The sequence below is a fragment of the Massilia sp. CFBP9012 genome (assembly GCF_034045115.1).
Lineage (GTDB): Bacteria > Pseudomonadota > Gammaproteobacteria > Burkholderiales > Burkholderiaceae_D > Telluria.
The window spans coordinates 47,180-66,840 of record NZ_JAXCWM010000011.1 but is presented as its reverse complement, the minus strand read 5'-3'; the positions used below and the strand labels follow the sequence as shown (position 1 = coordinate 66,840).

Genomic DNA, 19,661 nt, shown 5'->3' with positions numbered 1-19,661 from the left:
CTGTAAAATGCCTCGTACCCGGACGCTTCCGGATTGACCGCAAAGGGGATGTGTGAATTGAACGCGACGCAAGCAGTTCCAATGGAACACGGACGGCAGGTCGACCTGCAATCCTGCGCCGACGAACCGATCCACGTCCCGGGCTCGATCCAGCCGCACGGCGCCCTGCTGTTCTTCCATGAGGACGGCCAGCTGGAAGGATGGAGCATGAACGCGCCGGCGATGCTCGGCCTCGCGCCCGCACTCGGCCTGCCCTATGCCGATCTCGGCCTGCCGGCTGACGCCATCGACGCCATCGCCGACTGCATTGCCGTGCGCGACGACGACGATGCCGCGCCGCTGGTGGCCAGCCTGCGCGTCGGCGACATCGATTACGACTGCGTGGTGCACGCCGAAGCCGGCCGCATCGTCGCCGAGTTCGAGTTGCGCGAGACGTCGAGCGAGGAAGTGTCGCGCTTCGCGATCAAGGCCCACGGCTCGATCGACCGTTTGCGGCGCCAGAAGACCATCGAGGCCCTGCTGGCCTCGGCGGTGCAACAGGTGCGCGAGTTCACCGGTTTCGACCGCGTGATGGCCTATTGCTTCCGCGCCGACGACAGCGGCGACGTGGTGGCCGAGAGCCGCCGCGACGACCTGGTGCCCTACCTCGGACAACGATACCCTGCCGGCGATATCCCGGCCCAGGCGCGCCGCCTGTACACGCTCAATACCCTGCGCATGATCGCCGACATGGACTACGAGGCGGTGCCGCTGTATGGCGCGCCGGGTGCGGCGCCGCTGGACATGAGCTTCGCGGTGCTGCGCAGCGTCTCGCCGGTGCACGTCGAATACCTCAAGAACATGCACGTGTACGCCTCGATGAGCGTGTCGATCGTGATCAATGGCCGCCTGTGGGGCTTGATCGCCTGCCATCACATGGCGCCCAAGCTGGTGCCGCATGCGGTCCGCATGGCGGTCGACGTGCTGGCCCAGGTGATGGCCTCGACCATCCACAGCATCGAAGCGCGCCACGAAGCGTCGCTGGCCGAGCAGTCGGCGCGCGTGCGCACTGCGCTGGTCGAATCGCTGCTGCTCGACGACGACCCCCTCGACGCGCTGGGCGAACATGCGCGGGCGCTGATGGCGGCCAGCGGCGCGCAGGCGATGGTGGCGACCCAGCACGGCAAGATCGCCACCCACGGCGACCTGCCGGCCGGCCTGGCAGAGGCGATTGTCGCCTCGCTGCCGGACAACCAGCACGACCTGGTGGTGCGCGAGATGCGCGCCGACTGGCCGGAAACCCTGCGCGAACAGCTGGGCAAGTGGGTCGGCCTGCTGGCCCTGCCCTTCGACCCGCTCGGTCACGGCTGGTGCATCCTGCTGCGCGTCGAGCAGATCGAAACCGTGGCCTGGGGCGGCCGCCCGGACAAGACCGAAGCCATCGGCCCGCTGGGCGCGCGACTGACGCCGCGCGGCTCGTTCGACGCCTGGCACGAAACGGTGCGCGGCTGCGCCCACCCATGGGAGCACAGCGTGCTGGCCAATTCGCGCTTGACCCTTGCCGAACTGGTGCGCGCCATGAACGCGCACCGCTCGCAGACCGAGGCCACCCGCGCCCAGTTGCTGGCGATGCTCGGCCACGACCTGCGCGACCCGCTGCACTCGATCAATATGGCCGGCATGGTGCTGGAACGCACCGGCGGCGCCAGCGGCGGCGGCAACAGCGGCCAGCCGACCATCGGCAAGCGCATCCAGTCGTCCACCAACCGCATGCAGCGCATGATCAGCCAGGTGCTGGACATGAGCCGCATCGACCGCGGCATGGGCCTGGGCGTGGCGCTCGAAGAGGTCGACCTCAAGGCGTTGCTGGTCGACCTGATGGACGAGGCGCGCATGGCCTATCCGTCGATCCCGCTGGAACTGATATGCGACGACCCGGCCACGGTGAAGGCCGACAGCAGCCGCCTGGCCCAGGTGTTGTCCAACCTGCTGAGCAATGCGCGCCACCACGGCGAGCCGGGCCAGCCGGTCACGGTATGCCTGCGCGCGCAGGACGGCGAAGCCTCGGTCGCGGTGTCGAATGCGGGCGCGCCGATCCCGCCGGAGACAGTGGCGACCCTGTTCAATCCCTTCAAACGGGCTTCGCTCAACAATCCGCGCAACCGCACCGGCATGGGCCTGGGGTTGTACATCACGCAGCAGATCGTGCGCGAGCACAGCGGCGAGATCGCCTACCGCTACGAGAACGAGCGGGTGGTGTTTACCTTGCGCCTGCCGCTGGTCGGCGGCTGACCAGCGTCGGCAGCGTCCAGCCGCCGCCCGCCGCGATGCCGCGGCACATGCCGGTCGTACTCGATGCCGTGTGCACGAAGCGCCGTCCGTCCCACACCCATTCGTCGTGGCCCCAGCAGTCGCCGATGCCGCGTCCCTTGTGCGCCGCGCCGATGACGCCCTTGTCGTAGTCAGTGCCCGATTGCGTCACCAGTGCCGGCGCGAACGGTGGCTTGCGGTTGGCGACCCAGTAGCCGTGCCCCTCGTTATACGCGCCGCGCCAGCAGCGCGCCGAGACCAGCATCGTCGTCGACGTGAGCGGCGCATAGGCGAATTTGCTCTCGCCGGTGGCGATCGCCGCGAGGTCATCGCAGTCCTCGTTGCCGGCAGTCTTGCGCAGGGTCGCCAGCAGGATCCGTTCTTCTTGCTTGCCCAGCGGCGCCAGTTCGCCAGCCGCGACCGGGGCTGCCGTGACGACCGGCGCCGGCAGCGCCGGCAACACATCCTGCTCCGGCCTCGATCCCTTGCGCATGGCGGCGCCCGGCGTGCCCAGGCGGCCCTGGAACTCGTCCATCTTGAGCAGGACCGCCGAGGCGCCCTTGCCGGATAAGGTCCAGGTGCGGCCGCCGGCGCGCCAGCTCACCTTGCCAGCGCCGGCCACCGCACGCAGCAGCGCCTGGGCCTGGGAAGCGTTCAGGCTGCCGATCGACTCCGCGTCTTTCAGCTCGACCGTGCCGAGCCCGCGGCCGTCGACCTGCATCGCGAGCGTCGCGGGCAAGTCGATGCCGTCGTCGGCATCGCCCAGCCGCAGCTTCACATCGAAAGCCTGGCCCGGCCCTGCCCTGCGCTCCAGCAGGACCGACAGCGGCCGGTTGCGGCCTTCCTCGGCATGGTAGCCGGCGGCGCGGCAGGTACGGGTGTTGTCGCAGGCGAGTTCCCAGTCGTGGTGCTGGAAAGACAGCTTGGGCAACTCGGTGGCCCACAGTGGATTGGCGGGGTTGGCGGCGGCCAGGGAGGCCAACAGGATGGTGGCGATACGCATGCGCAAATGGGCTTTCTCTCGTCGTTGATGGCGCTGTAGATTTACCTAACGTAAGTCTGCAGGCGCATGGTAGTCTAACAACACTTCCCGCTTCCTGCTGCTGCATGACCCTCATCAAGTTCATCGAAATCATGGCGATCCTGGTCGGCGCGTTTTCCGGCTTCATCGAGGCGCGGCGCAAACGCATGGATCTGGTCGGGGTCTTCACGGTAGCCTTCATCACCGCCTTTGGCGGCGGCACCCTGCGCGACATTCTGCTCGACAAGCGTCCCCTGTTCTGGGTCACGCACCAGGAATACGCGATTGCGATCTTCGTGCTGGCGCTGGTGGCGTCGCCCCTGATCCGCACGCTGCGCCAGATCGTGTCGGAACGCCTGATCGTGGTGGCCGACGCGGTGGGACTGGGCTTGTTCTCGATTGCCGGGACCTCGGCCGCGCTGGCGGCCGAAATGCCGATCTTCATCGCCTCGATGATGGGCGTGATCACCGGGATCTTCGGCGGCGTGCTGCGCGACATCGTCTGCAACGAGGTGCCGATGGTGTTCCGGGACGGCAAACCGTATGCGATCTGCGCCTTCCTCGGCAACTGGCTGTTCCTGTTGATGGGCAAGTACGGCGTGTCGCACGACTTCGCGCTGTGGTCGAGCTGCCTGTTCATCAGCGGGCTGAGGCTGCTGACGTGGAAGTTCGATATGCGGATGGGGCGGTAGAGAAAGCCCCAACGCATCTGGCTTGCAGCTTATTTTTCCTGATTTTTATTCAATGCCTCCTCGTCATCCAAGCCTGTCTCCACTTTCTCATCTAACTCTTTATTTATCTTTTCATTCCTTTCCGTAATTTTCTTCGCCATCGCTGAAAACCCCGGGATTTTAGAAAGCTTCGAGATCGACTCCGCCAACTTCACACTGTTTTCGAGGGCCTCCATCAATGGGTGATCAGATTTTTGGTAGTCAGTAATGAGCTTCCCAGGATTTTCCGCGCTCACCTGCAGTACGTTATGCAACAAACGGTTTCTCAACTCTTCCTTCACAGTCCCAACATTTTGCAACGATTCTATTTGGTTTGACAACCCCGAGAAAGTCTTACCCAGAACCGCCTTGTGAGTGTATTCCTCGATCAACCTCTTGGATAAGTTGTATTTTTTATTAGAAGAATGAGCCATCCACAATATCGGGAAATATAATGGAAGGATAGCTGCGATCATAGCTGGAGTTTCTTTAATAACCTCAATAAGATCTCGATTATCAAAAAATATGAGGTAGAAGTCAACACACAAAGGAATCAGAGATACTAAGATCATTCCAAAAATTGCAAGCTTGAAGTTGTACTGAAATTCCGTCAAAGACAGGATTTCGTCATCCTTTTTTTTATCGTATGCAGCACTTAAGCCCTCAGCCATTGCACCTGGCAACAATCCCGTCAGCTGACCATAAATAGAATCAACCTTTTCATTTGATTGTGCTATCAAGCTCTCAAAATGAGTCCGCTGCATCTGCATGAGTCGCTCATGCTCATCATCAACCTCTTTCACCACACTGATCATTTCCTGATCAAGCGTCTCCAACCTCACCAAGATCGACTTATAAGAGGCCTCTAATGCATCTTTAATGCCATCTGTGTGCTCATAACCTCCCTCCGAATCAGGGAGATCCTCACCGTATATCTCACTATAAAGCGAATCTATTTCTTTTTTGCGCTTCACAGCATGTTCGTAAAGTTTATTTATTGTTGCTATTACCTCGCGGGATTCGCCTAATAATTGATTTGTCGCCTCCACACCTGCTGGAAGATTTTTTCCTTCTTCAAGATATTTAGTCAACAGTGCGACTTTCGAAGCAACTTCCTCTTCGATGTTAGCCAGCCGCTCTTTGGATTCGATTATTTCTGCAAGCGACTCTACCGAAACTTCAATTCTCGCCTGAAGATTAGAACTTAGATCATTTATAGCCTGCTGACTCGACCTAATCGACTCAACCTCAACCGATGCTTCTGACTTAAAGGATTCTAAAGCGTGGATATAACTATTGACCTCGATTTCAGCGGTTTTTAGTCGCAACTCAATCGCTTGCGCGGTAAGCGCAGCAGCTTTCGCAACTTCTTCAGAGTCGCTGACTCGGTGGTCTATGTTCTCTCTTAGCTCTGCAAGATTGGTCAAAACCACCTTCTTAAAATCATCGAACTCACGCTGATCAACGGTGCCAAAATAGCCCATACCTCTGCCTCTCCCAATTATTAATTGTAAGATTTACACATCTAACATGACTAGATTCAGCTTATATGGCCGCGAATGGTGCCAGAAGATCATGATCGCATGAAATGAAGTAAAGTTAAATAACTGCGGAGTTGAAGCACAAGAACTCGTGGCTTTATTGCCAAGTTCTTTTGAGTCAGCGGCTTGAAGGCTGATCATGCAATTGAGGGTTGTCAGTTTTGGCTCTAGTGGCATCTTGGCCACTATGTCCCTGGAGAGAAAGAGATAAGATATTTTGTGTTTCTCGTACAAACCCACTTACAAACGCGAAGATGTTATGTGGTCACCCATACCGCATAAACGCTACTTTGCGAACGTATAAAAACCGGATCAGCAGTAGACAGTCCGAGAAGATTCACAGGGCAGCACCATGGACTTGAAGTTAGCTGCGAGAAGAGATGGCAACATTGCGTCACCATCTCAATAAAATGTTCGGTGTTATACCGCGTCCGCGCCAGTCTCGCCGGTACGAATACGAATCACCTGCTCCACGTTCTGCACGAATATCTTGCCGTCGCCGATCTTGCCGGTGCGCGCGGCCTTGATGATGGCGTCGACTACCTGCTCGGCCATCGGATCGTCCACCACCACCTCGATCTTCACCTTCGGCAGGAAGTCGACCACGTATTCCGCGCCGCGATACAGCTCGGTATGGCCCTTCTGGCGGCCGAAGCCCTTCACTTCGGTCACGGTCAGGCCGGTCACGTTCACCTCGGCCAGCGCTTCGCGCACTTCGTCGAGCTTGAACGGCTTGATCACGCAGGTAATCTGTTTCATGGTGTTGGTCCTTTCATGTACCAAAGTTAATCGGGGATGTTCGCCAGGTCGTCCAGCCACACGGTGGCTTCGGAATCGGACGGCGCGCGCCAGTCGCCGCGCGGGGACAGCGAGCCGCCATTGCCGACCTTCGGTCCGTTTGGCACGCAGGAGCGCTTGAACTGGCTGGTCTTGAAGAAGCGGAACAGGAAGATCGACAGGTTGCGCTTGATGGCTTTCATGTCGTACTGGTTGCGCGTGCCCAGTTCCTCGGGCCAGCGGCCAAGTTCGCGATCGTGCCAGGCAGAATACGCGAGGAAGGCCGTCTTGCTCGGCTTGTAGCCGTAGCGCAGCGTGTAGAACAGGTTGAAGTCCTGCAGCTCGTAGGGGCCGATCCGGTCCTGCGTGCTTTGCGCGGGCTTGTCGTCGTTGTCGCCTCCGGGCACGAGCTCGGGGCTGATCTCGGTGTCGAGGATGTCGAGCAGCACCTGGGCGTCGCCGCCGACCACGGCGCCGGTCTCGGCCACCCAGCGCACCAGGTAGGAGATCAGGGTCTTGGGCACGCTGGCGTTGACATTGTAGTGCGACATATGGTCGCCCACGCCGTAGGTGCACCAACCCAGCGCCAGCTCGGACAGGTCGCCGGTGCCGATCACGATCCCGTTGTGGAAGTTCGCCAGGCGGAACAGGTGGTTGGTGCGCTCGCCCGCCTGCACGTTTTCGAAGGTGATGTCGTATTCGGCCTTGCCCTCAATGTAGGGGTGGCCCAGGTCCTTGAGCATCTGGATACAACTCGGGCGGATGTCGATCTCTTGCGCGCTGCAGCCGACCGCCGCCATCAGGTCGCGCGCCTGCCTGAGCGTGCGGCCGCTGGTGGCGAAGCCCGGCATTGTATAGGCCAGGATGTTGGTGCGCGGCAGGCCGAGACGGTCCATGACTTTCGCGCACACCAGCAGCGCATGGGTCGAGTCGAGGCCGCCCGAGACGCCGATCACCACTTTCTCGATGCCGCTCGACGACAGGCGCTGGATCAGGGCCTGCACCTGGATGTTATAGACTTCAAGGCAGCGCTCGTCGCGGCGCGCGGCGTCGGTCGGCACGTAGGGGAATCGCTCGATCTTCCGCTGGAGCGGCAGGGTGCGCGCCAACGGTAAATCCAGCTCGAAACCGATCACGCGGAAATTCGACACCTCACCGGCATGGCGCCGCGCCGACTGGGCGAAGGTGGTCGCCTTCATGCGCTCGGTCGACAGGCGGTCCAGGTCGACGTCGGCATAGATGATGTGCGAGTCGTCGGCAAAGCGCTCGGACTCGGCCAGCAGCTCGCCCTTCTCGTAGATCAGCGACTGACCGTCCCAGGCCATGTCGGTGGTCGATTCGCCGCGGCCGGCCGAGGTGTACAGATAGGCCGCCATGCAGCGCGCCGACTGCTGGCCGACGAGCTGGTGGCGGTAGCCGCTCTTGCCCACCACGACGTTCGAGGCCGACAGGTTGACCAGCACCGTGGCGCCGGCCAGCGCCGCGAACGAGGATGGCGGCACCGGCACCCAGACGTCCTCGCAGATCTCGACGTGAAAGCGCAGCAGCGGCAGGTTGGCGACTTCGAACAGCAGGTTGGCGCCGAAGGGCACGAGCGCGCCGAACAGGTCAATCTGGTCCACCGCCGCGCAATCCGCGGGGGTGAACTGCCGGGATTCGTAAAACTCGCCATAATTAGGCAAGAAACTCTTTGGCACCACGCCTAGCACTTTGCCACCCGCGACCACCACGCCGCAATTGAACAGCATGTGGTTGACCCGCAGCGGCATGCCGATGACCATGGCCAACGGCAGCGTTTTTGACTCATCGACGATGGCCGCCAGGCCCTCGAGGGTGGCGTCGAGCAGCGCGCGCTGGTGGAACAGGTCGTCGCAGGTGTAGGCGGACAGGCCCAGTTCGGGGAATGCGACCAGGGCCGCGCCCTGCTCTGCAGCCTGGCGCGCGAGCGCGATGGTCTGCAGGGCGTTGTACGCCGGGTCGGCGATCCGCACGCGCGGGATGGCCACCGCGACGCGGGCGAAATGGTGCGAATAGAGATTGAAGAATGGGCTGTTCATAAAATGATCTTCGCAGTGAGACAGGTCGAGGCCGCATCGCTGCCTGTCGTCACTCACCTCGTCAATGGAAGCAATTTTGAATTATCGCACGCATATCGTTTCCGATCTGTCCGAAGTCGGCCAGGCCTCCTGGGACGCACTGGTCCAGGCCCAGGCGGCGCCGACGCCGTTTCTCTCCTACGCCTTCCTGCATGCGCTGCACGCCTCGGGCAGCGCCTCGCCCGAGACCGGCTGGCAGCCGCAATTCCTGCTGCTGTACGACGAACAGGACGTGCTGGCCGCCGCCCTGCCCCTGTACGTCAAGGGCCACTCGTATGGCGAATACGTGTTCGACTGGGCCTGGGCCGACGCTTATCAGCGCCATGGGCTCGAGTATTACCCCAAACTCCTGAGCGCGATCCCGTTCACGCCGGTGGCGGGGGCACGCCTGATGGCGCGCGATGCGCAGGCGCGCGCGGCCCTGATCGACGTACTATGCGCCACCCAGCGGGCGACCGAGGTCTCGTCGACCCATGTGCTGTTCCCGCCCGAGGACGAGGCGCAGCAGCTGCGCGACGCCGGCTTCCTGCTGCGCAGCGGGGTGCAGTTCCACTGGCTGAACGGGGGCTATCGCAGCTTCGACGAATTCCTGGCCACGCTCGAGCAGAAGAAGCGCAAGAACATCCGCGCCGAGCGGCGCAAGGTGGCCCAGGCCGGCGTGACGATGCGCCGGGTCCGCGGCGTGGACGCTACGCGCGAGGACTGGGTGCTGTTCAACCGCTGCTACCGCAACACCTACCGCGAACACCACTCGACGCCCTACCTCAACCTCGATTTCTTCCTGCGCATTGGAGAAACGATGCCGGAGAATATCCTGCTGGTGATCGCGGAACAGGAAGGCCGGGCGATCGCGGCCTCACTGGTGATCCACGATGAACACACGCTGTATGGCCGCTACTGGGGCGCGCTCGATCACGTGCCCTGCCTGCACTTCGAGGCCGCCTACTATCAGCCGCTGGAATTCTGCATCGAACAGGGCATCGCCACCTTCGAGGGCGGCGCCCAGGGCGAGCACAAGATGGCACGCGGCTTCCTGCCAACCCGCACCTGGTCGGCGCACTGGCTGGCGCATCCGTCGTTCGCGGACGCGGTCGAGCGCTTCCTGGAGCGCGAGGCGGGCGGGATCGACGATTACATGGATGAGCTGAACGAGCGCAACCCGTTCCGGGCGCGCTGAAGGGCGAGCGCCGGTGGCGGCGTGCACCAAAGGTCCAATGGCGACAAGCGCGCTGCCGGCCTAGACTCCGAAGGAAACGCCTGGAGCGGGCGAGGAGCTTCCAATGAACCTGCACGCCACCGTCCCACCGCAAGTCCCCGATCATGCCGCCGACTACCAGCTGCGCGGCGGCTTTCCGACACCGGACACGATAGAACGTGCCTACCTGGATGCCGACCTGAATCGCGCGGTCCAGGCCTACCGCTTCTTCTACCCGACGGTCTCGGGCGCCGCCATCGTCCATGGCAACCTGGAGATCGGCGTCGTCGACAATCGCGTCTTCGGCATCCTCGACGGCAAGCCGCGTCACGTCGGATTCACCTATAACTCGGACACGCCTTACGCCCCGATCATGCTCGACCTGCGCGACGGGCCATTCGTGATCGAACTGGAGCCCGGCCCGCTGATCGTGGTCGCGATCGACGTCAACCAGCGCTGGGTGGCCGACATGGGCGTGCCCGGACCCGATGCCGGAAAAGGCGGAAAGCACTTGCTGCTGCCGCCCGAATACGAGGACGACATCCCGGAGGGCTACCACGTCTGGCGCCCAACGACCAACCGCCTGATCGTTGGTGTGCGCTCGCTGCCGGTCGGCGGCGACCTGGAAGCCGCGTTCGCGCGCATCCGCGCGATCAAGGTCCATCCCCTGCATCCAACGGCCGACTGGCGCGAGCCTAGCTGGCCGGACCTCACCGCGCGCTCCCAGGACACCACGCCGCTCAAGTGGGAAGACAAGCTCGGTTTCTGGGAAGTGCTGCACAAGGTGATCGACGAGGAGCCTGCCTACCCTGGCTATTACGGCCACTACGGCGAACTGGCGGCGCTCGGGATCGCCAAGGGCCGACCCTTCGCGCCGGACGCGCGCATGCGCGCGATCCTGGAACAGGCGGCCCGCATCGGCCATGTGCAGATGTGCGTGCAATCGTTCGCCGACCGCCGGCCCGACCGGATCGTCTGGCCCGACCGCCTGTGGGAATGGGTCGGTCTGCGGCCCGAGAACGGCGACTTCGACACCCCGTCCTATCCCGACCTCGACGCGCGCGAGGTGTGGTTCTACCAGGCGATCGGCGCCTCGCCGGCGATGTTCCGGCGCGCCGCGGGCAGCGGTTCGGTGTACTGGCTCGGCCTGCGCGACGGCGCCGGCGCCTACCTCGACGGCGCGCAGCAGTACCGGCTGCGGATTCCCCTACCGGTGCCGGGCACGCTGTTCTGGTCGGTGACGGTCTACGACGCGCTCACCCGCAGCCAGGTCAGCACCGACCAGGACAAGGCGGCATTGCGCTCGCTGTTCGAGCTCAAGGACCAGGACGGCGCGGCGCTGGAATTGTTCTTCGGGCCAGCCGCCCCGGCCGGATGCGAGGAGCGCTGGATCAAGACCATCCCGCAACGCGGGTGGTTCGCCTATTTCCGCGTCTACGGGCCCGAACCGGCGGCCTTCGACGGCAGCTGGAAGCCGGGCGACTTCGAGCGCCTGGATTGAAGCGCGAAAGGAACGGACATGAACCCCGATTTCAAAGGTGTAATCGAACTCGACGTACGCGACTCCAAGCCGGACTGGGAACCGTTCCTGGCGCGCCGCGCGCCGCAGGGTGCGCCGAACGTGCTGGTCATCCTGTACGACGATACCGGCCTGGCGGCATGGGAGCCCTTCGGCGGGGGCATCGAGATGCCAACGCTCAAGCGCCTGGCCGACAACGGATTGACGTACTCGCAATGGCATACCACGGCGCTGTGTTCGCCCACGCGCTCGTGCTTCCTGACCGGCCGCAACCACCACCAGAACGGCTTCGCCACGATTTCCGAGGCGGCCAGCGGCTTCCCCGGCTATAACTCGCACGTGCCGCCGGAGTGCGCCACCATGGCCACGGTGCTGCGCGAGGCCGGCTGGAGCACCTTCTGGGTCGGCAAGAACCATAACGTGCCGGTCGACGAATGGACCATGGGCGCGTCCAAGAAACGCTGGCCGCTGGCGATGGGCTACGACCGCTACTACGGCTTCATCGGCGGCGAAACCAACCAGTGGTATCCCGACCTGGCCGAGGACAACCATTATGTCGAGCCGCCCTGCTCGCCGGAGGAAGGCTACCACCTGTCGAAGGACCTGGCCGGCAAGGCGCTCGAATTCATCCGCGACTCGCACCAGACCGAGCCGGACAAACCGTGGTACCTGTGGTTCTGCCCGGGCGCCAACCATGCGCCGCACCACGCGCCCCGGGAATACATCGACAAGTACAAGGGCAGGTTCGACGACGGCTACGAAGCGTATCGCGACTGGGCGCTGGCGCGCATGATCGACAAGGGCATTCTTCCCCAGGACACCGCGCTCACGCCGCTCAACCCGATGCGTGAAGGCACCTTCAGCCCGCTCGACGCGGTGCGTCCGTGGGACACGCTGAACGCCGACGAAAAGGCCTTGTTCAGCCGCATGGCCGAGGTGTATGCCGCCATGTCCGAGTACACCGACGTGCAGATCGGCCGAATCGTCGACTACCTGGAAGAATCGGGGCAGCTCGACAATACCCTGGTCATGTATTGCGCCGACAACGGCGCCTCCGGCGAGGGCTCGCCGAATGGCTCGATCAACGAAGGCAAGTTCGCCAACGGCTTCCCCGACGATATCGGCCAGAACCTTGCGATGCTGGACCAGCTGGGTACACCGGCGACCTACAACCATTATCCGACCGGCTGGGCGGCGGCATTCTCGACCCCGTTCCGGATGTTCAAGCGCTACTCCTACCAGGGCGGCGTCGCCGATCCGCTTGTCATCTGCTGGCCGAAGGGCATCAAGGCGCGCGGCGAGGTGCGTCATCAGTACCACCACTGCACCGACATCGTGCCGACCATCCTCGAATGCTGCGGCGTGACGATGCCGGCTTCGGTCGACGGCGTGGCCCAGACGCCGCTGCCGGGCGTCTCCATGCGCTACTCCTTCGATGACGCCGATGCACCCACGCACAAGGACACCCAGTATTACGAGATGCTGGGCACCCGCGGCATCTGGCACAAGGGCTGGAAAGCGGTCACCGAACACGGTCCCTTCACTGACCTCGGCAATTTTGACAAGGACCGCTGGCAGCTGTTCCATACGGACGAAGACCGTTCCGAAGCGCTCGACCTGGCGGACCAGCACCCGGAAAAAGTCGAGGAGATGGCCGCGCTCTGGATGAGCGAGGCGAAGAAATACAATGTGCTGCCGCTGTCCGACCTGGGCGTCATGGGCATCCTCAAGATGGAGTTCAAGCCGCCCGTGCCGCCGAGCCGGCAGTACGCCTATTACCCGGGCACCAGCACCGTGCCGGAACATTCCGCCGCCAATACCCACGGCGTCTCGTTCAAGGTGCTGGCGGACGTCGAGTTCACCGCCGACAGCCAGGGCATCCTGTTCGCCCACGGCTCGCGCTTCGGCGGCCACGCACTGTTCGTCAAGAACGGTAAGCTCATCTACGTCTACAACTTCCTCGGCATCCCGCCCGAGCAACGCCTGGTGGGCGACGCGCCCCGCTCCGGCAAACACGTGGTCGGCGTCGAGTTCATCAAGGAGAGAATGGGCGAATACAAGGAATCGTTCGGCCCGGCGCGCCTGTACGTCGATGAACGGGTCGTGGCCGAAGCGGAGATCCGCACGATGACGGGGCACTTCGCCATTACCGGCGAAGGCCTGTGCATCGGCTACGACTCGGGCGACGGCGTGTCGCGCGATTACCGGCCCAGGTTCGCATTCTCTGGTGGCAAGATCAACAAGGTCGTCTTCGACGTCGGCAGCGACCTGTACATCGACGTCGAAACGCACCTGGTCGCCGCCATGGCGCGCGACTGAGGATTTAGCGTTTCTTGCTGGTGACGTTGATGAAGTCCGACTTGCGGATCATCCCGTGCACGCCCTTGGTGCCGTCGACGACCTGGCTGACCTGGAAGTCGGAGGCGGCGCTCAGGTAGGCATAGGCGGTGGCGCGGTCCATGCCCAGCACCTCGGTCAGGAAGCGGATCGACTCGCGCACCGCATCCTTCATCGCTTCATCGAGGTCGGGGTTCAGGCCGATCGTCACCCAGTGGTCCGGGGTCTCGCCCATCGGGCGGCCAAGGCTGCCGGAACTCGACGGAATGGCCTTGTCGCCCTTCTTGAGCAAGGTGATGCGGAAGGTCGGGCGCATCGAATGCTCGAGCGCGGTCAGCGCGACTTCGCCGTCGCCCTGCACCATGTGCGGGTCGCCCGTGTAGAAATTGGCGCCCTTGACCAGCACCGGGAAATACACGGTGGTGCCCACACCCAGGTCGTTGATGTCCATATTGCCGCCATGCAGACCAGGCGGGACCGAATGGACCTTGGCGGTGGTTGCCGCCGCCACGCCCATCGTGCCCATGAATGGCGCAGTCGGGAAGATCACCTCGGTGCCGTCCTTGGTCTTCATCACGCCCTGCCACTTTCCATCCTTGTCGCGGCGGATCGGGGTGAACACGGACACGTTGTTGTAAGCCTCCGGGTTGGCCGCCGACGCGTCTGCGCGCGGTTTCGGCGTTTCGGGGAACTCACCCGGCAGCGCGCCCTTGCCGTGGCGGTTCGACACGACGCCATACGGCACGCGCGGCACGGCCGACAGCAGCTCGACTTTCAGCACGTCGCCCGGTTCCGCGCCCTGGATCTCGACTGGACCGGTCACGATGTGCGGGCCGTCCTTGGCGAAATCGTGGGCCATGTTCGAGCCGGTGATGGCGATCGCGTCCTTGAGCACCATATTCGCCGGGATGCCCTTGCTGCCGAAGTACTTGACCGGATCGCGCCCCTGGTCTTCCACCATGCCTTCGTGCGACAGCGTGTCGAACACGATGGTGGCGCCCGATGGAATCGACAGCACCGGCTTGGTGGCCGCATTCGGCAGGTAACCCCACTGGATCGTTTCCACGGTCGACGGCACGTAATAGACCTCATGCTGCGTGCCGGGCAGGACGATGCGGCCGGGCTTGTCGGCCAGCGGTTGCAAGGGGAAGCCGACATCGGCCGCTTGGGCGGATGCGGCAAGCGGGGCCATACCTGCAATGGCGAGTGCGGTCAGGAGAGGGATGGTGCGAAACTTCATGATGGCTCCGATGTAGAACTGTTTAGCAGGAACCTGCTAAACAGCAACAACCATGCCAAACCGTTTCGGCGCTTTCTTGCGGAAAACGCACTATGGCAGTGCACCACCTTTATCATTAGACGACAAAAGTATTCCAGCATGATGCACATTCGTCTATACAAATACATCTGAGTTGCGATAAGCAATACCGACGAAAAAAAAGCTGGTCCGCGATACGGATCCAGCTTTTAATTCATTGCCGCCGACGATCTGGCGGCAGACGTGCTTAGTTCCAGCCGCCCGCATTGCTGCGGAAATTCTCCTGGAACGGTTTGCCGGCCTCAGCCTGCTTGCGGATGATGCTCTTGGCGCGGCTGCCGGCGGCAGCGACCAGGGCAATAACGATCTTCTTCACTTTCGACTCCTTGATTGCACCGCCAACAATGGCGGCGCCTACGATAACGACTGCTATGCAACCGTTATATAGGCGACCCGGACGAACTTCCAATTCCGAGTAACAATATCAGACATCAGCTTCGTGAATGTTAATCGAGTTTCCTCCCTAGCCAGCTATGGATCCCTTCAAGGGAACGGAATTCGGACACGGAGCGGCAGGCGATTCCAGGGTGGCGCGCTTGCAACATGCGCGCCAGGGCAGCGCCCGGCCCCAGTTCGAGCGCGACCGTGACGCCGGCTTCGACACACGCGTCCATGCATTCGCGCCAACGGATCGGCTCGGCGATCTGGCGCGGCAGCTCGCACATTGCCTTCTTCGCATCGATGACCGGCTCGGCCGAGATGCCGGACAAGACCGGGAAGACCGGCGCCGACCAGCGCTGGCTGTCCAGCACCGCCGCGAACGGCGCCACGGCGGCCTGCAGCAGCGGGGTGTGCGACGCCACGGCGACCGGCAGCAGGGTCGCGCGTCCACCTGCCGCCAGCGCCGCTTGCGCCAGCGCCTCGCCCTGGGCGGCGGGACCGCCGGCCACCAGCGCATCGTCGCCAGTAACGATGGCGGCGTAAAAGCCGAAGCGCGCCAGCAGCGCCTCCACACTCCCATCGGGCATGCCGGACAGCGCGACCATCGCCTGTGCCGGCCCGCCCTCCAGGCACGCATCCATCAGGCGCGCCCGCTCAACCGCCAGCTTCACCGCATCGTCCGGGCCAAGCGCGCCCGCGACGCCATAGGCCGACAATTCGCCGATGCTGTAGCCTGCGACCAGCGCCGGTTCTGGCAGCCGGTCGCGCAAGGCGGTCCACATCGCCAGGGTCGCCGCGACGATGGACGGCTGGGCGATGCGGTTCGCGAAACGCTCTTCGCTCTCCACTGAAGCGCGCAGCACCGGCGCCAGTTGCGGGTCGCTGAACCATTGGTCCAGCAGGCCGCTGGCGCCAGGGTCCATGCGCGCCAGGTCGAACATGCCGGCATGCTGGGCGCCCTGCCCCGGGCACAGGATGGCGAGCCGTCCCGCCATGCTAATCGACCGTCACGGCCTGCAGCAGGCAGGCCGCGCCCAGCAGGTCGGCCGCGCCGCCCGGCGACAAGCGTGCGGCGACAAAGTCCCGGTGACAGGCCCGCGCCCGCGCTTCCCAATCCGGGCTGGCGGTGCCGCCGCGCGCGACGAAGGCGCGCGCCTGGCGCCGCACGGTCATGGCGCCGTCAAGGCCGCCCCGATGGTAGACATTTGTATCGCTGATATGGGCCATCAGGGCGAATAGCGCATCGATGCGTGCCTCCCGGATGCCGCGGCCAGCGGCAAGCGTGCGGCGCAGAGCCGGCAGGCCGATATGAAAGACCGACGGGAAGCCGCGCGCGCCCTCCTCGCGTGCGCCGCTCGCCGCGTAGGCCGACCGCGCCCGGATCCCATTCGACTGCGTATCGGTGGCGCCACTGTGCGCGCCGAGTTCGCGCCCCCAGCCATCAAGGAGCGTGGCGTGCACTCTGCCTGCCGTCAGCGCCGCGCCACTGGCGTGACAGCGCCCGATTGCCGCGCACAGCATGCCGAGGCAAAAGATCGCACCGCGATGGGTATTGATGCCGGCGGTGGCGCGCAGCATGCGTGCCTCGGCATCGATGCCGAGCCGCTTGAGCACATGGAACGGCGCATCGCGCATGCCCGCGTGTGTGATGTTCAGAAAATAGCGGCGCAGCGCGAACATGCTGCGCAAGAAGGTCGCGGCCGTCATATCGGTGTGGCTGCCGTTGTCGACGAACGAAACCAGGCCGGGCTTCGGATACAGGGCCAGTTCGGCGTACAGGCTGCGCACGGCCAGGCGCGCAATGCGCTGGCAGAACGCGCGCTCGGCGATGACGGCCAGCCGGTGCGGCGCCGGCGTCGTGTGCAGGGCAATCAATTCGGGCACGTCTCTTCCTCCAGCGTCGCAATCAGTTCTTCAGGCAGCACCAGCGCGATCCGGTGCAGTCCCTTGGTCAGCACGCGCGTGCCCGGCGCGCCGGCAAAGGCCGCGCGCAGCTCCTTCCAGGCCACTGCGCGCCCATCGGGGAACACCACTTCGCCATCGAGCGGCAGGATGCCCGCATGCCAGGCCAGCAGGTCCAGCCCCTTCATCAGCTGGCGCCGGCTGGTGGGCTGGAGCAGCACGTCGATGTCGGAATGCGGCGTCAAATAGTACTGGCCGGTCAGCGCCGCCAGCGCCACCGAGCCATACGTTGCCAGGCCCACGCCGGCCTCCGCAGCCTGGCTTTCGAGCAGGGCCAGGCTCTCGCGCCACTGCTCCGGCACCGCGTCCAGGGCCGCGACCAGCGGCAAGGCGCGCGTGCGGCGGCCGATATCGGACAGCTCGACCCGGCAGCCGAACTTCAGTTTACCGCCCTCCTCGGGCCGTGGCGGCAGCGGGAAACCAATCGCCACCTCGTTGGCCGCCATCTCGGCCTCGGCGCGCCGCACCACGGCCGGCCAGCCGCCGTCGCGCCAGCGGTCGAGCGCGGCCAGCGCCGCCTCGGGCGCGCTGGCGCGCACGCGCTGCCAGCCGCGGCGTGTCAGCCAGACCAGGTCATGCCGCGCGAACATGGCCGCCGCTCCGCACCGCTTCGGCGACCGGCTGCGCCAGCAGGCGCCCGCCCCGCTCCAGGCCCAGCGCCATGCGCCGGTCTTCATCCGTGGCATCGCCCAGCGCGCGCACCAGCTGCCCGGCGAGATCGTCGTCCCAGATGCCGTGCAGGCCGCCCATGCGCAGATAGTTTTCGGGGCCCGGCGCGAATACCGGATTGTCCCGGGCCAGCTCGGTCAGGCGTTCCTCGGGCACCTTGGTGATGCGCGCCATCGCCGGCAGGCCCATCACGCGGATGGTCGACTGCGGCAGCGCATAGCAGGCGCTCGCGATCAGGCCGCTGGTGATGAAACCGCCCGACAGCGCCTGGTCGTACACCAGGCCGATCACGGTATGGCCCTGGCGGCGCGCCAGGTCGACGCACTTGCCCAGGTGAGCCATATAGCTGTTGATGCCCAACATTTCGTCGCGGTGGCGCAGGCGCTGGCCTTGCGTGTCGACCAGGATCAGGATCGCCCGGCCGGGATGCTCCTGCACCGTCTTGAGGATCGCCTGCGCCTGGGCCAGCGCGATCTCGATGCCGATCGGCGTGTGGCCGGTGGTGCCGATCACGGCGACCGGCTTGCCGTCGACTTGCGCCGTGCCCGATAAAAAATTGTCGCGTTCGACGACGTCGTGACCGCAGGGGAAAAGCTGGGTCGTAAGTAGCTGCCAATCCATCGTCAATCTCCCGTTGTGGCGCGGTATTGCGCCGCCATGTCGAGGAAGGCGTCGGCCTCCAGCATCGGCACCCTGGCCGGCTCCGGCACGCCCAGTTTCTTCCACACGTCCATCGGTTCGGCCAGACCCGCGCTGTCGTCCAGGCGCCGCGCCAGCATGGCCTGTTCGGCCAGCAGTCCCTCGAGCGTCAGGCGCACTTCGCCGCCACGCAGCTCGGCGATCGCCGCGATGGCGGCCGTGCGGAAGGCGTCCGACTCGTCCGCCACCAGCACCTGGCAATCGCCCAGCAGGTAGCGGTGCTTGCCGCCCGTGGTGCGCCAGACCAGCGCACGGTCGCGCGAATCGAATTCCTCGACCCCATTCGCGGTCTCGATCACTTCGGGGCCGGACATCGCCAGCCGCCCTTCTTCGGACATGATGACGCTGTTGGCGCAGCGCGCCGCGATGCCCATGCCGCCGAAGCAGCCATTGGCGCCGCCCACCACCGCCACCACCGGGATGCCGGCCGCGCGCACGTCGAGCATGGCGCGCATCACTTCCGACACCGCGATCAGGCCGGCATTGGCCTCGTGCAGACGCACCCCGCCCGATTCCAGCAGCAACAGCACCGCATGCGCGTTCTCGTCGATCGCGCGGCGCAGCATGCCCACCAGCTTGGCGCCGTGGACCTCGCCCACCGCGCCGCCCATGAAACCGCCCTCTTGCGCGGCGCCGAACACCAGCTTGCCATCGAGCTTGCCGCGGCCAACGACGACGCCGTCGTCGAACGACACCGGCGCGTCCAGCTGGGCCAGGTGCGGGCTCGCCACCCGTTCGCTCGGCGGCAGGAATTCCTCGAAGCTGCCGGCGTCGAACATCGCCGGAATGCGCTGGCGCGCCGTCAGTTCCTGGTAACTACTCATGGCGAGTCCTTTGAAAATGCGCCAGTCAGCGACTCCACCGCCTGGTCCAGCCGCAGGCTGACCACGGCCGGCGTGGCGCCCATATCGTTGATGCTGATGCGCGCGTCGGCGAGACTCCAGCGATCGTGAAAGTCGGCCATCACGGCCTGCCAGGTGGCGCCGAAGCCGACGGCCGCGGTGCGCACCTCGATCTCGCACGCACCCTGCAAGGGTGACGGCTCGATCAATACTTCGAGATTGCCCGAGCCGACCACGCCCACCAGCTGCGGCATGCCGGCCAGCGAACGCCTGCCCTGCTCGAAACGGTATTTCAACGTTTCCAT

Annotated in this window: 17 protein-coding genes; 5 read left to right on the top strand and 12 right to left on the bottom strand. The window is 64.2% G+C overall.

All coding sequences use genetic code 11. The annotated features are described in order from the left end of the window. Nucleotides 1-81 precede the first annotated feature (81 nt). A complete protein-coding gene (locus tag SOM61_RS18500) occupies nucleotides 82-2,271 on the top strand; it encodes an ATP-binding protein (RefSeq protein ID WP_320475444.1) in 2,190 nt (729 codons plus the stop codon). Here SOM61_RS18500 and SOM61_RS18495 read toward each other — a convergent pair. Next, nucleotides 2,240-3,292, bottom strand: coding sequence for a DUF1176 domain-containing protein (locus SOM61_RS18495; RefSeq protein ID WP_320475443.1), 1,053 nt, complete (start codon nucleotides 3,290-3,292; stop codon nucleotides 2,240-2,242). The genes SOM61_RS18500 and SOM61_RS18495 overlap by 32 nt on opposite strands. A gap of 104 nt (nucleotides 3,293-3,396) precedes the next feature. Here SOM61_RS18495 and SOM61_RS18490 point away from each other — a divergent pair, with 104 nt between their 5' ends. After that, nucleotides 3,397-4,002, top strand: coding sequence for a trimeric intracellular cation channel family protein (locus tag SOM61_RS18490; RefSeq protein WP_005669569.1), 606 nt, complete (start codon nucleotides 3,397-3,399; stop codon nucleotides 4,000-4,002). 29 nt (nucleotides 4,003-4,031) lie between these two features. Here SOM61_RS18490 and SOM61_RS18485 read toward each other — a convergent pair whose 3' ends face one another. The 3 genes from SOM61_RS18485 to SOM61_RS18475 all read right to left on the bottom strand — a co-directional run bounded on the left by SOM61_RS18485 (nucleotide 4,032) and on the right by SOM61_RS18475 (nucleotide 8,395). After that, nucleotides 4,032-5,504: a hypothetical protein gene (locus SOM61_RS18485; protein ID WP_320475442.1), complete on the bottom strand. Its 1,473-nt coding sequence runs from the start codon at nucleotides 5,502-5,504 to the stop codon at nucleotides 4,032-4,034. A gap of 477 nt (nucleotides 5,505-5,981) precedes the next feature. Beyond that, nucleotides 5,982-6,320: a P-II family nitrogen regulator gene (locus SOM61_RS18480; RefSeq protein ID WP_005669566.1), complete on the bottom strand. Its 339-nt coding sequence runs from the start codon at nucleotides 6,318-6,320 to the stop codon at nucleotides 5,982-5,984. Between the two features lie 26 nt (nucleotides 6,321-6,346). Continuing rightward, entirely contained in the window at nucleotides 6,347-8,395 is a 2,049-nt protein-coding gene (locus SOM61_RS18475) for an NAD(+) synthase (protein ID WP_320475441.1), read from the bottom strand. Between the two features lie 64 nt (nucleotides 8,396-8,459). Between SOM61_RS18475 and SOM61_RS18470 the strand changes: the two genes are divergently transcribed. The 3 genes from SOM61_RS18470 to SOM61_RS18460 all read left to right on the top strand — a co-directional run bounded on the left by SOM61_RS18470 (nucleotide 8,460) and on the right by SOM61_RS18460 (nucleotide 13,467). Further along, the gene (locus SOM61_RS18470; protein WP_320475440.1) at nucleotides 8,460-9,611 is read left to right on the top strand and encodes a GNAT family N-acetyltransferase; all 1,152 of its coding nucleotides are present in this window, start codon (nucleotides 8,460-8,462) and stop codon (nucleotides 9,609-9,611) included. A 103-nt stretch (nucleotides 9,612-9,714) separates the two neighbouring features. Next, on the top strand, nucleotides 9,715-11,130 hold the full coding sequence (locus SOM61_RS18465) for a DUF1254 domain-containing protein (protein ID WP_320475439.1): 1,416 nt from the start codon (nucleotides 9,715-9,717) through the stop codon (nucleotides 11,128-11,130). 18 nt (nucleotides 11,131-11,148) lie between these two features. Then, nucleotides 11,149-13,467: an arylsulfatase gene (locus SOM61_RS18460; RefSeq protein WP_320475438.1), complete on the top strand. Its 2,319-nt coding sequence runs from the start codon at nucleotides 11,149-11,151 to the stop codon at nucleotides 13,465-13,467. Nucleotides 13,468-13,471: 4 nt separating this feature from the next. Here SOM61_RS18460 and SOM61_RS18455 read toward each other — a convergent pair whose 3' ends face one another. From SOM61_RS18455 to mdcC, 8 genes are all read right to left on the bottom strand, one after another. Beyond that, nucleotides 13,472-14,725, bottom strand: a complete 1,254-nt coding sequence (locus SOM61_RS18455) for an acetamidase/formamidase family protein (RefSeq protein ID WP_320475437.1) — start codon at nucleotides 14,723-14,725, stop codon at nucleotides 13,472-13,474. 265 nt (nucleotides 14,726-14,990) lie between these two features. Then, on the bottom strand, nucleotides 14,991-15,119 hold the full coding sequence (locus SOM61_RS18450; protein WP_320475436.1) for a hypothetical protein: 129 nt from the start codon (nucleotides 15,117-15,119) through the stop codon (nucleotides 14,991-14,993). Nucleotides 15,120-15,249: 130 nt separating this feature from the next. Further along, nucleotides 15,250-16,179, bottom strand: a complete 930-nt coding sequence (locus tag SOM61_RS18445) for an ACP S-malonyltransferase (protein ID WP_320475435.1) — start codon at nucleotides 16,177-16,179, stop codon at nucleotides 15,250-15,252. Nucleotide 16,180: 1 nt separating this feature from the next. After that, nucleotides 16,181-17,068, bottom strand: coding sequence for a triphosphoribosyl-dephospho-CoA synthase MdcB (gene mdcB / locus SOM61_RS18440; protein ID WP_414675026.1), 888 nt, complete (start codon nucleotides 17,066-17,068; stop codon nucleotides 16,181-16,183). Next, complete coding sequence (gene mdcG / locus SOM61_RS18435; RefSeq protein WP_320475434.1) at nucleotides 17,056-17,736, bottom strand: malonate decarboxylase holo-[acyl-carrier-protein] synthase; 681 nt, start codon at nucleotides 17,734-17,736, stop codon at nucleotides 17,056-17,058. The genes mdcB and mdcG overlap by 13 nt, the downstream gene beginning before the upstream one ends. Next, entirely contained in the window at nucleotides 17,720-18,436 is a 717-nt protein-coding gene (locus SOM61_RS18430; RefSeq protein ID WP_320475433.1) for a biotin-independent malonate decarboxylase subunit gamma, read from the bottom strand. Before SOM61_RS18430 ends, mdcG begins: the two co-directional genes overlap by 17 nt. A gap of 2 nt (nucleotides 18,437-18,438) precedes the next feature. After that, nucleotides 18,439-19,338 carry a biotin-independent malonate decarboxylase subunit beta gene (locus SOM61_RS18425; protein ID WP_320475432.1) on the bottom strand — a complete coding sequence of 300 codons (900 nt, stop codon included), beginning with the start codon at nucleotides 19,336-19,338 and terminating at the stop codon, nucleotides 18,439-18,441. Beyond that, nucleotides 19,335-19,661 (bottom strand): malonate decarboxylase acyl carrier protein, encoded by a 327-nt coding sequence (gene mdcC / locus SOM61_RS18420; RefSeq protein WP_147936526.1) that lies wholly within the window; start codon nucleotides 19,659-19,661, stop codon nucleotides 19,335-19,337. The genes SOM61_RS18425 and mdcC overlap by 4 nt, the downstream gene beginning before the upstream one ends.

Bases quoted from the DNA above. Each gene is read 5' to 3' on its own strand.
- SOM61_RS18470 (WP_320475440.1), top strand. From the start codon at position 8,460: ATGGAAGCAATTTTGAATTATCGCACGCATATCGTTTCCGATCTGTCC.
- SOM61_RS18475 (WP_320475441.1), bottom strand. From the start codon at position 8,395: ATGAACAGCCCATTCTTCAATCTCTATTCGCACCATTTCGCCCGCGTC.
- mdcG (WP_320475434.1), bottom strand. From the start codon at position 17,736: ATGTTCGCGCGGCATGACCTGGTCTGGCTGACACGCCGCGGCTGGCAG.
- SOM61_RS18460 (WP_320475438.1), top strand. From the start codon at position 11,149: ATGAACCCCGATTTCAAAGGTGTAATCGAACTCGACGTACGCGACTCC.
- SOM61_RS18465 (WP_320475439.1), top strand. From the start codon at position 9,715: ATGAACCTGCACGCCACCGTCCCACCGCAAGTCCCCGATCATGCCGCC.
- SOM61_RS18445 (WP_320475435.1), bottom strand. From the start codon at position 16,179: ATGGCGGGACGGCTCGCCATCCTGTGCCCGGGGCAGGGCGCCCAGCAT.
- SOM61_RS18480 (WP_005669566.1), bottom strand. From the start codon at position 6,320: ATGAAACAGATTACCTGCGTGATCAAGCCGTTCAAGCTCGACGAAGTG.
- SOM61_RS18425 (WP_320475432.1), bottom strand. From the start codon at position 19,338: ATGAGTAGTTACCAGGAACTGACGGCGCGCCAGCGCATTCCGGCGATG.
- mdcC (WP_147936526.1), bottom strand. From the start codon at position 19,661: ATGGAAACGTTGAAATACCGTTTCGAGCAGGGCAGGCGTTCGCTGGCC.
- SOM61_RS18490 (WP_005669569.1), top strand. From the start codon at position 3,397: ATGACCCTCATCAAGTTCATCGAAATCATGGCGATCCTGGTCGGCGCG.
- SOM61_RS18485 (WP_320475442.1), bottom strand. From the start codon at position 5,504: ATGGGCTATTTTGGCACCGTTGATCAGCGTGAGTTCGATGATTTTAAG.
- SOM61_RS18495 (WP_320475443.1), bottom strand. From the start codon at position 3,292: ATGCGTATCGCCACCATCCTGTTGGCCTCCCTGGCCGCCGCCAACCCC.
- SOM61_RS18430 (WP_320475433.1), bottom strand. From the start codon at position 18,436: ATGGATTGGCAGCTACTTACGACCCAGCTTTTCCCCTGCGGTCACGAC.
- SOM61_RS18500 (WP_320475444.1), top strand. From the start codon at position 82: ATGGAACACGGACGGCAGGTCGACCTGCAATCCTGCGCCGACGAACCG.
- SOM61_RS18455 (WP_320475437.1), bottom strand. From the start codon at position 14,725: ATGAAGTTTCGCACCATCCCTCTCCTGACCGCACTCGCCATTGCAGGT.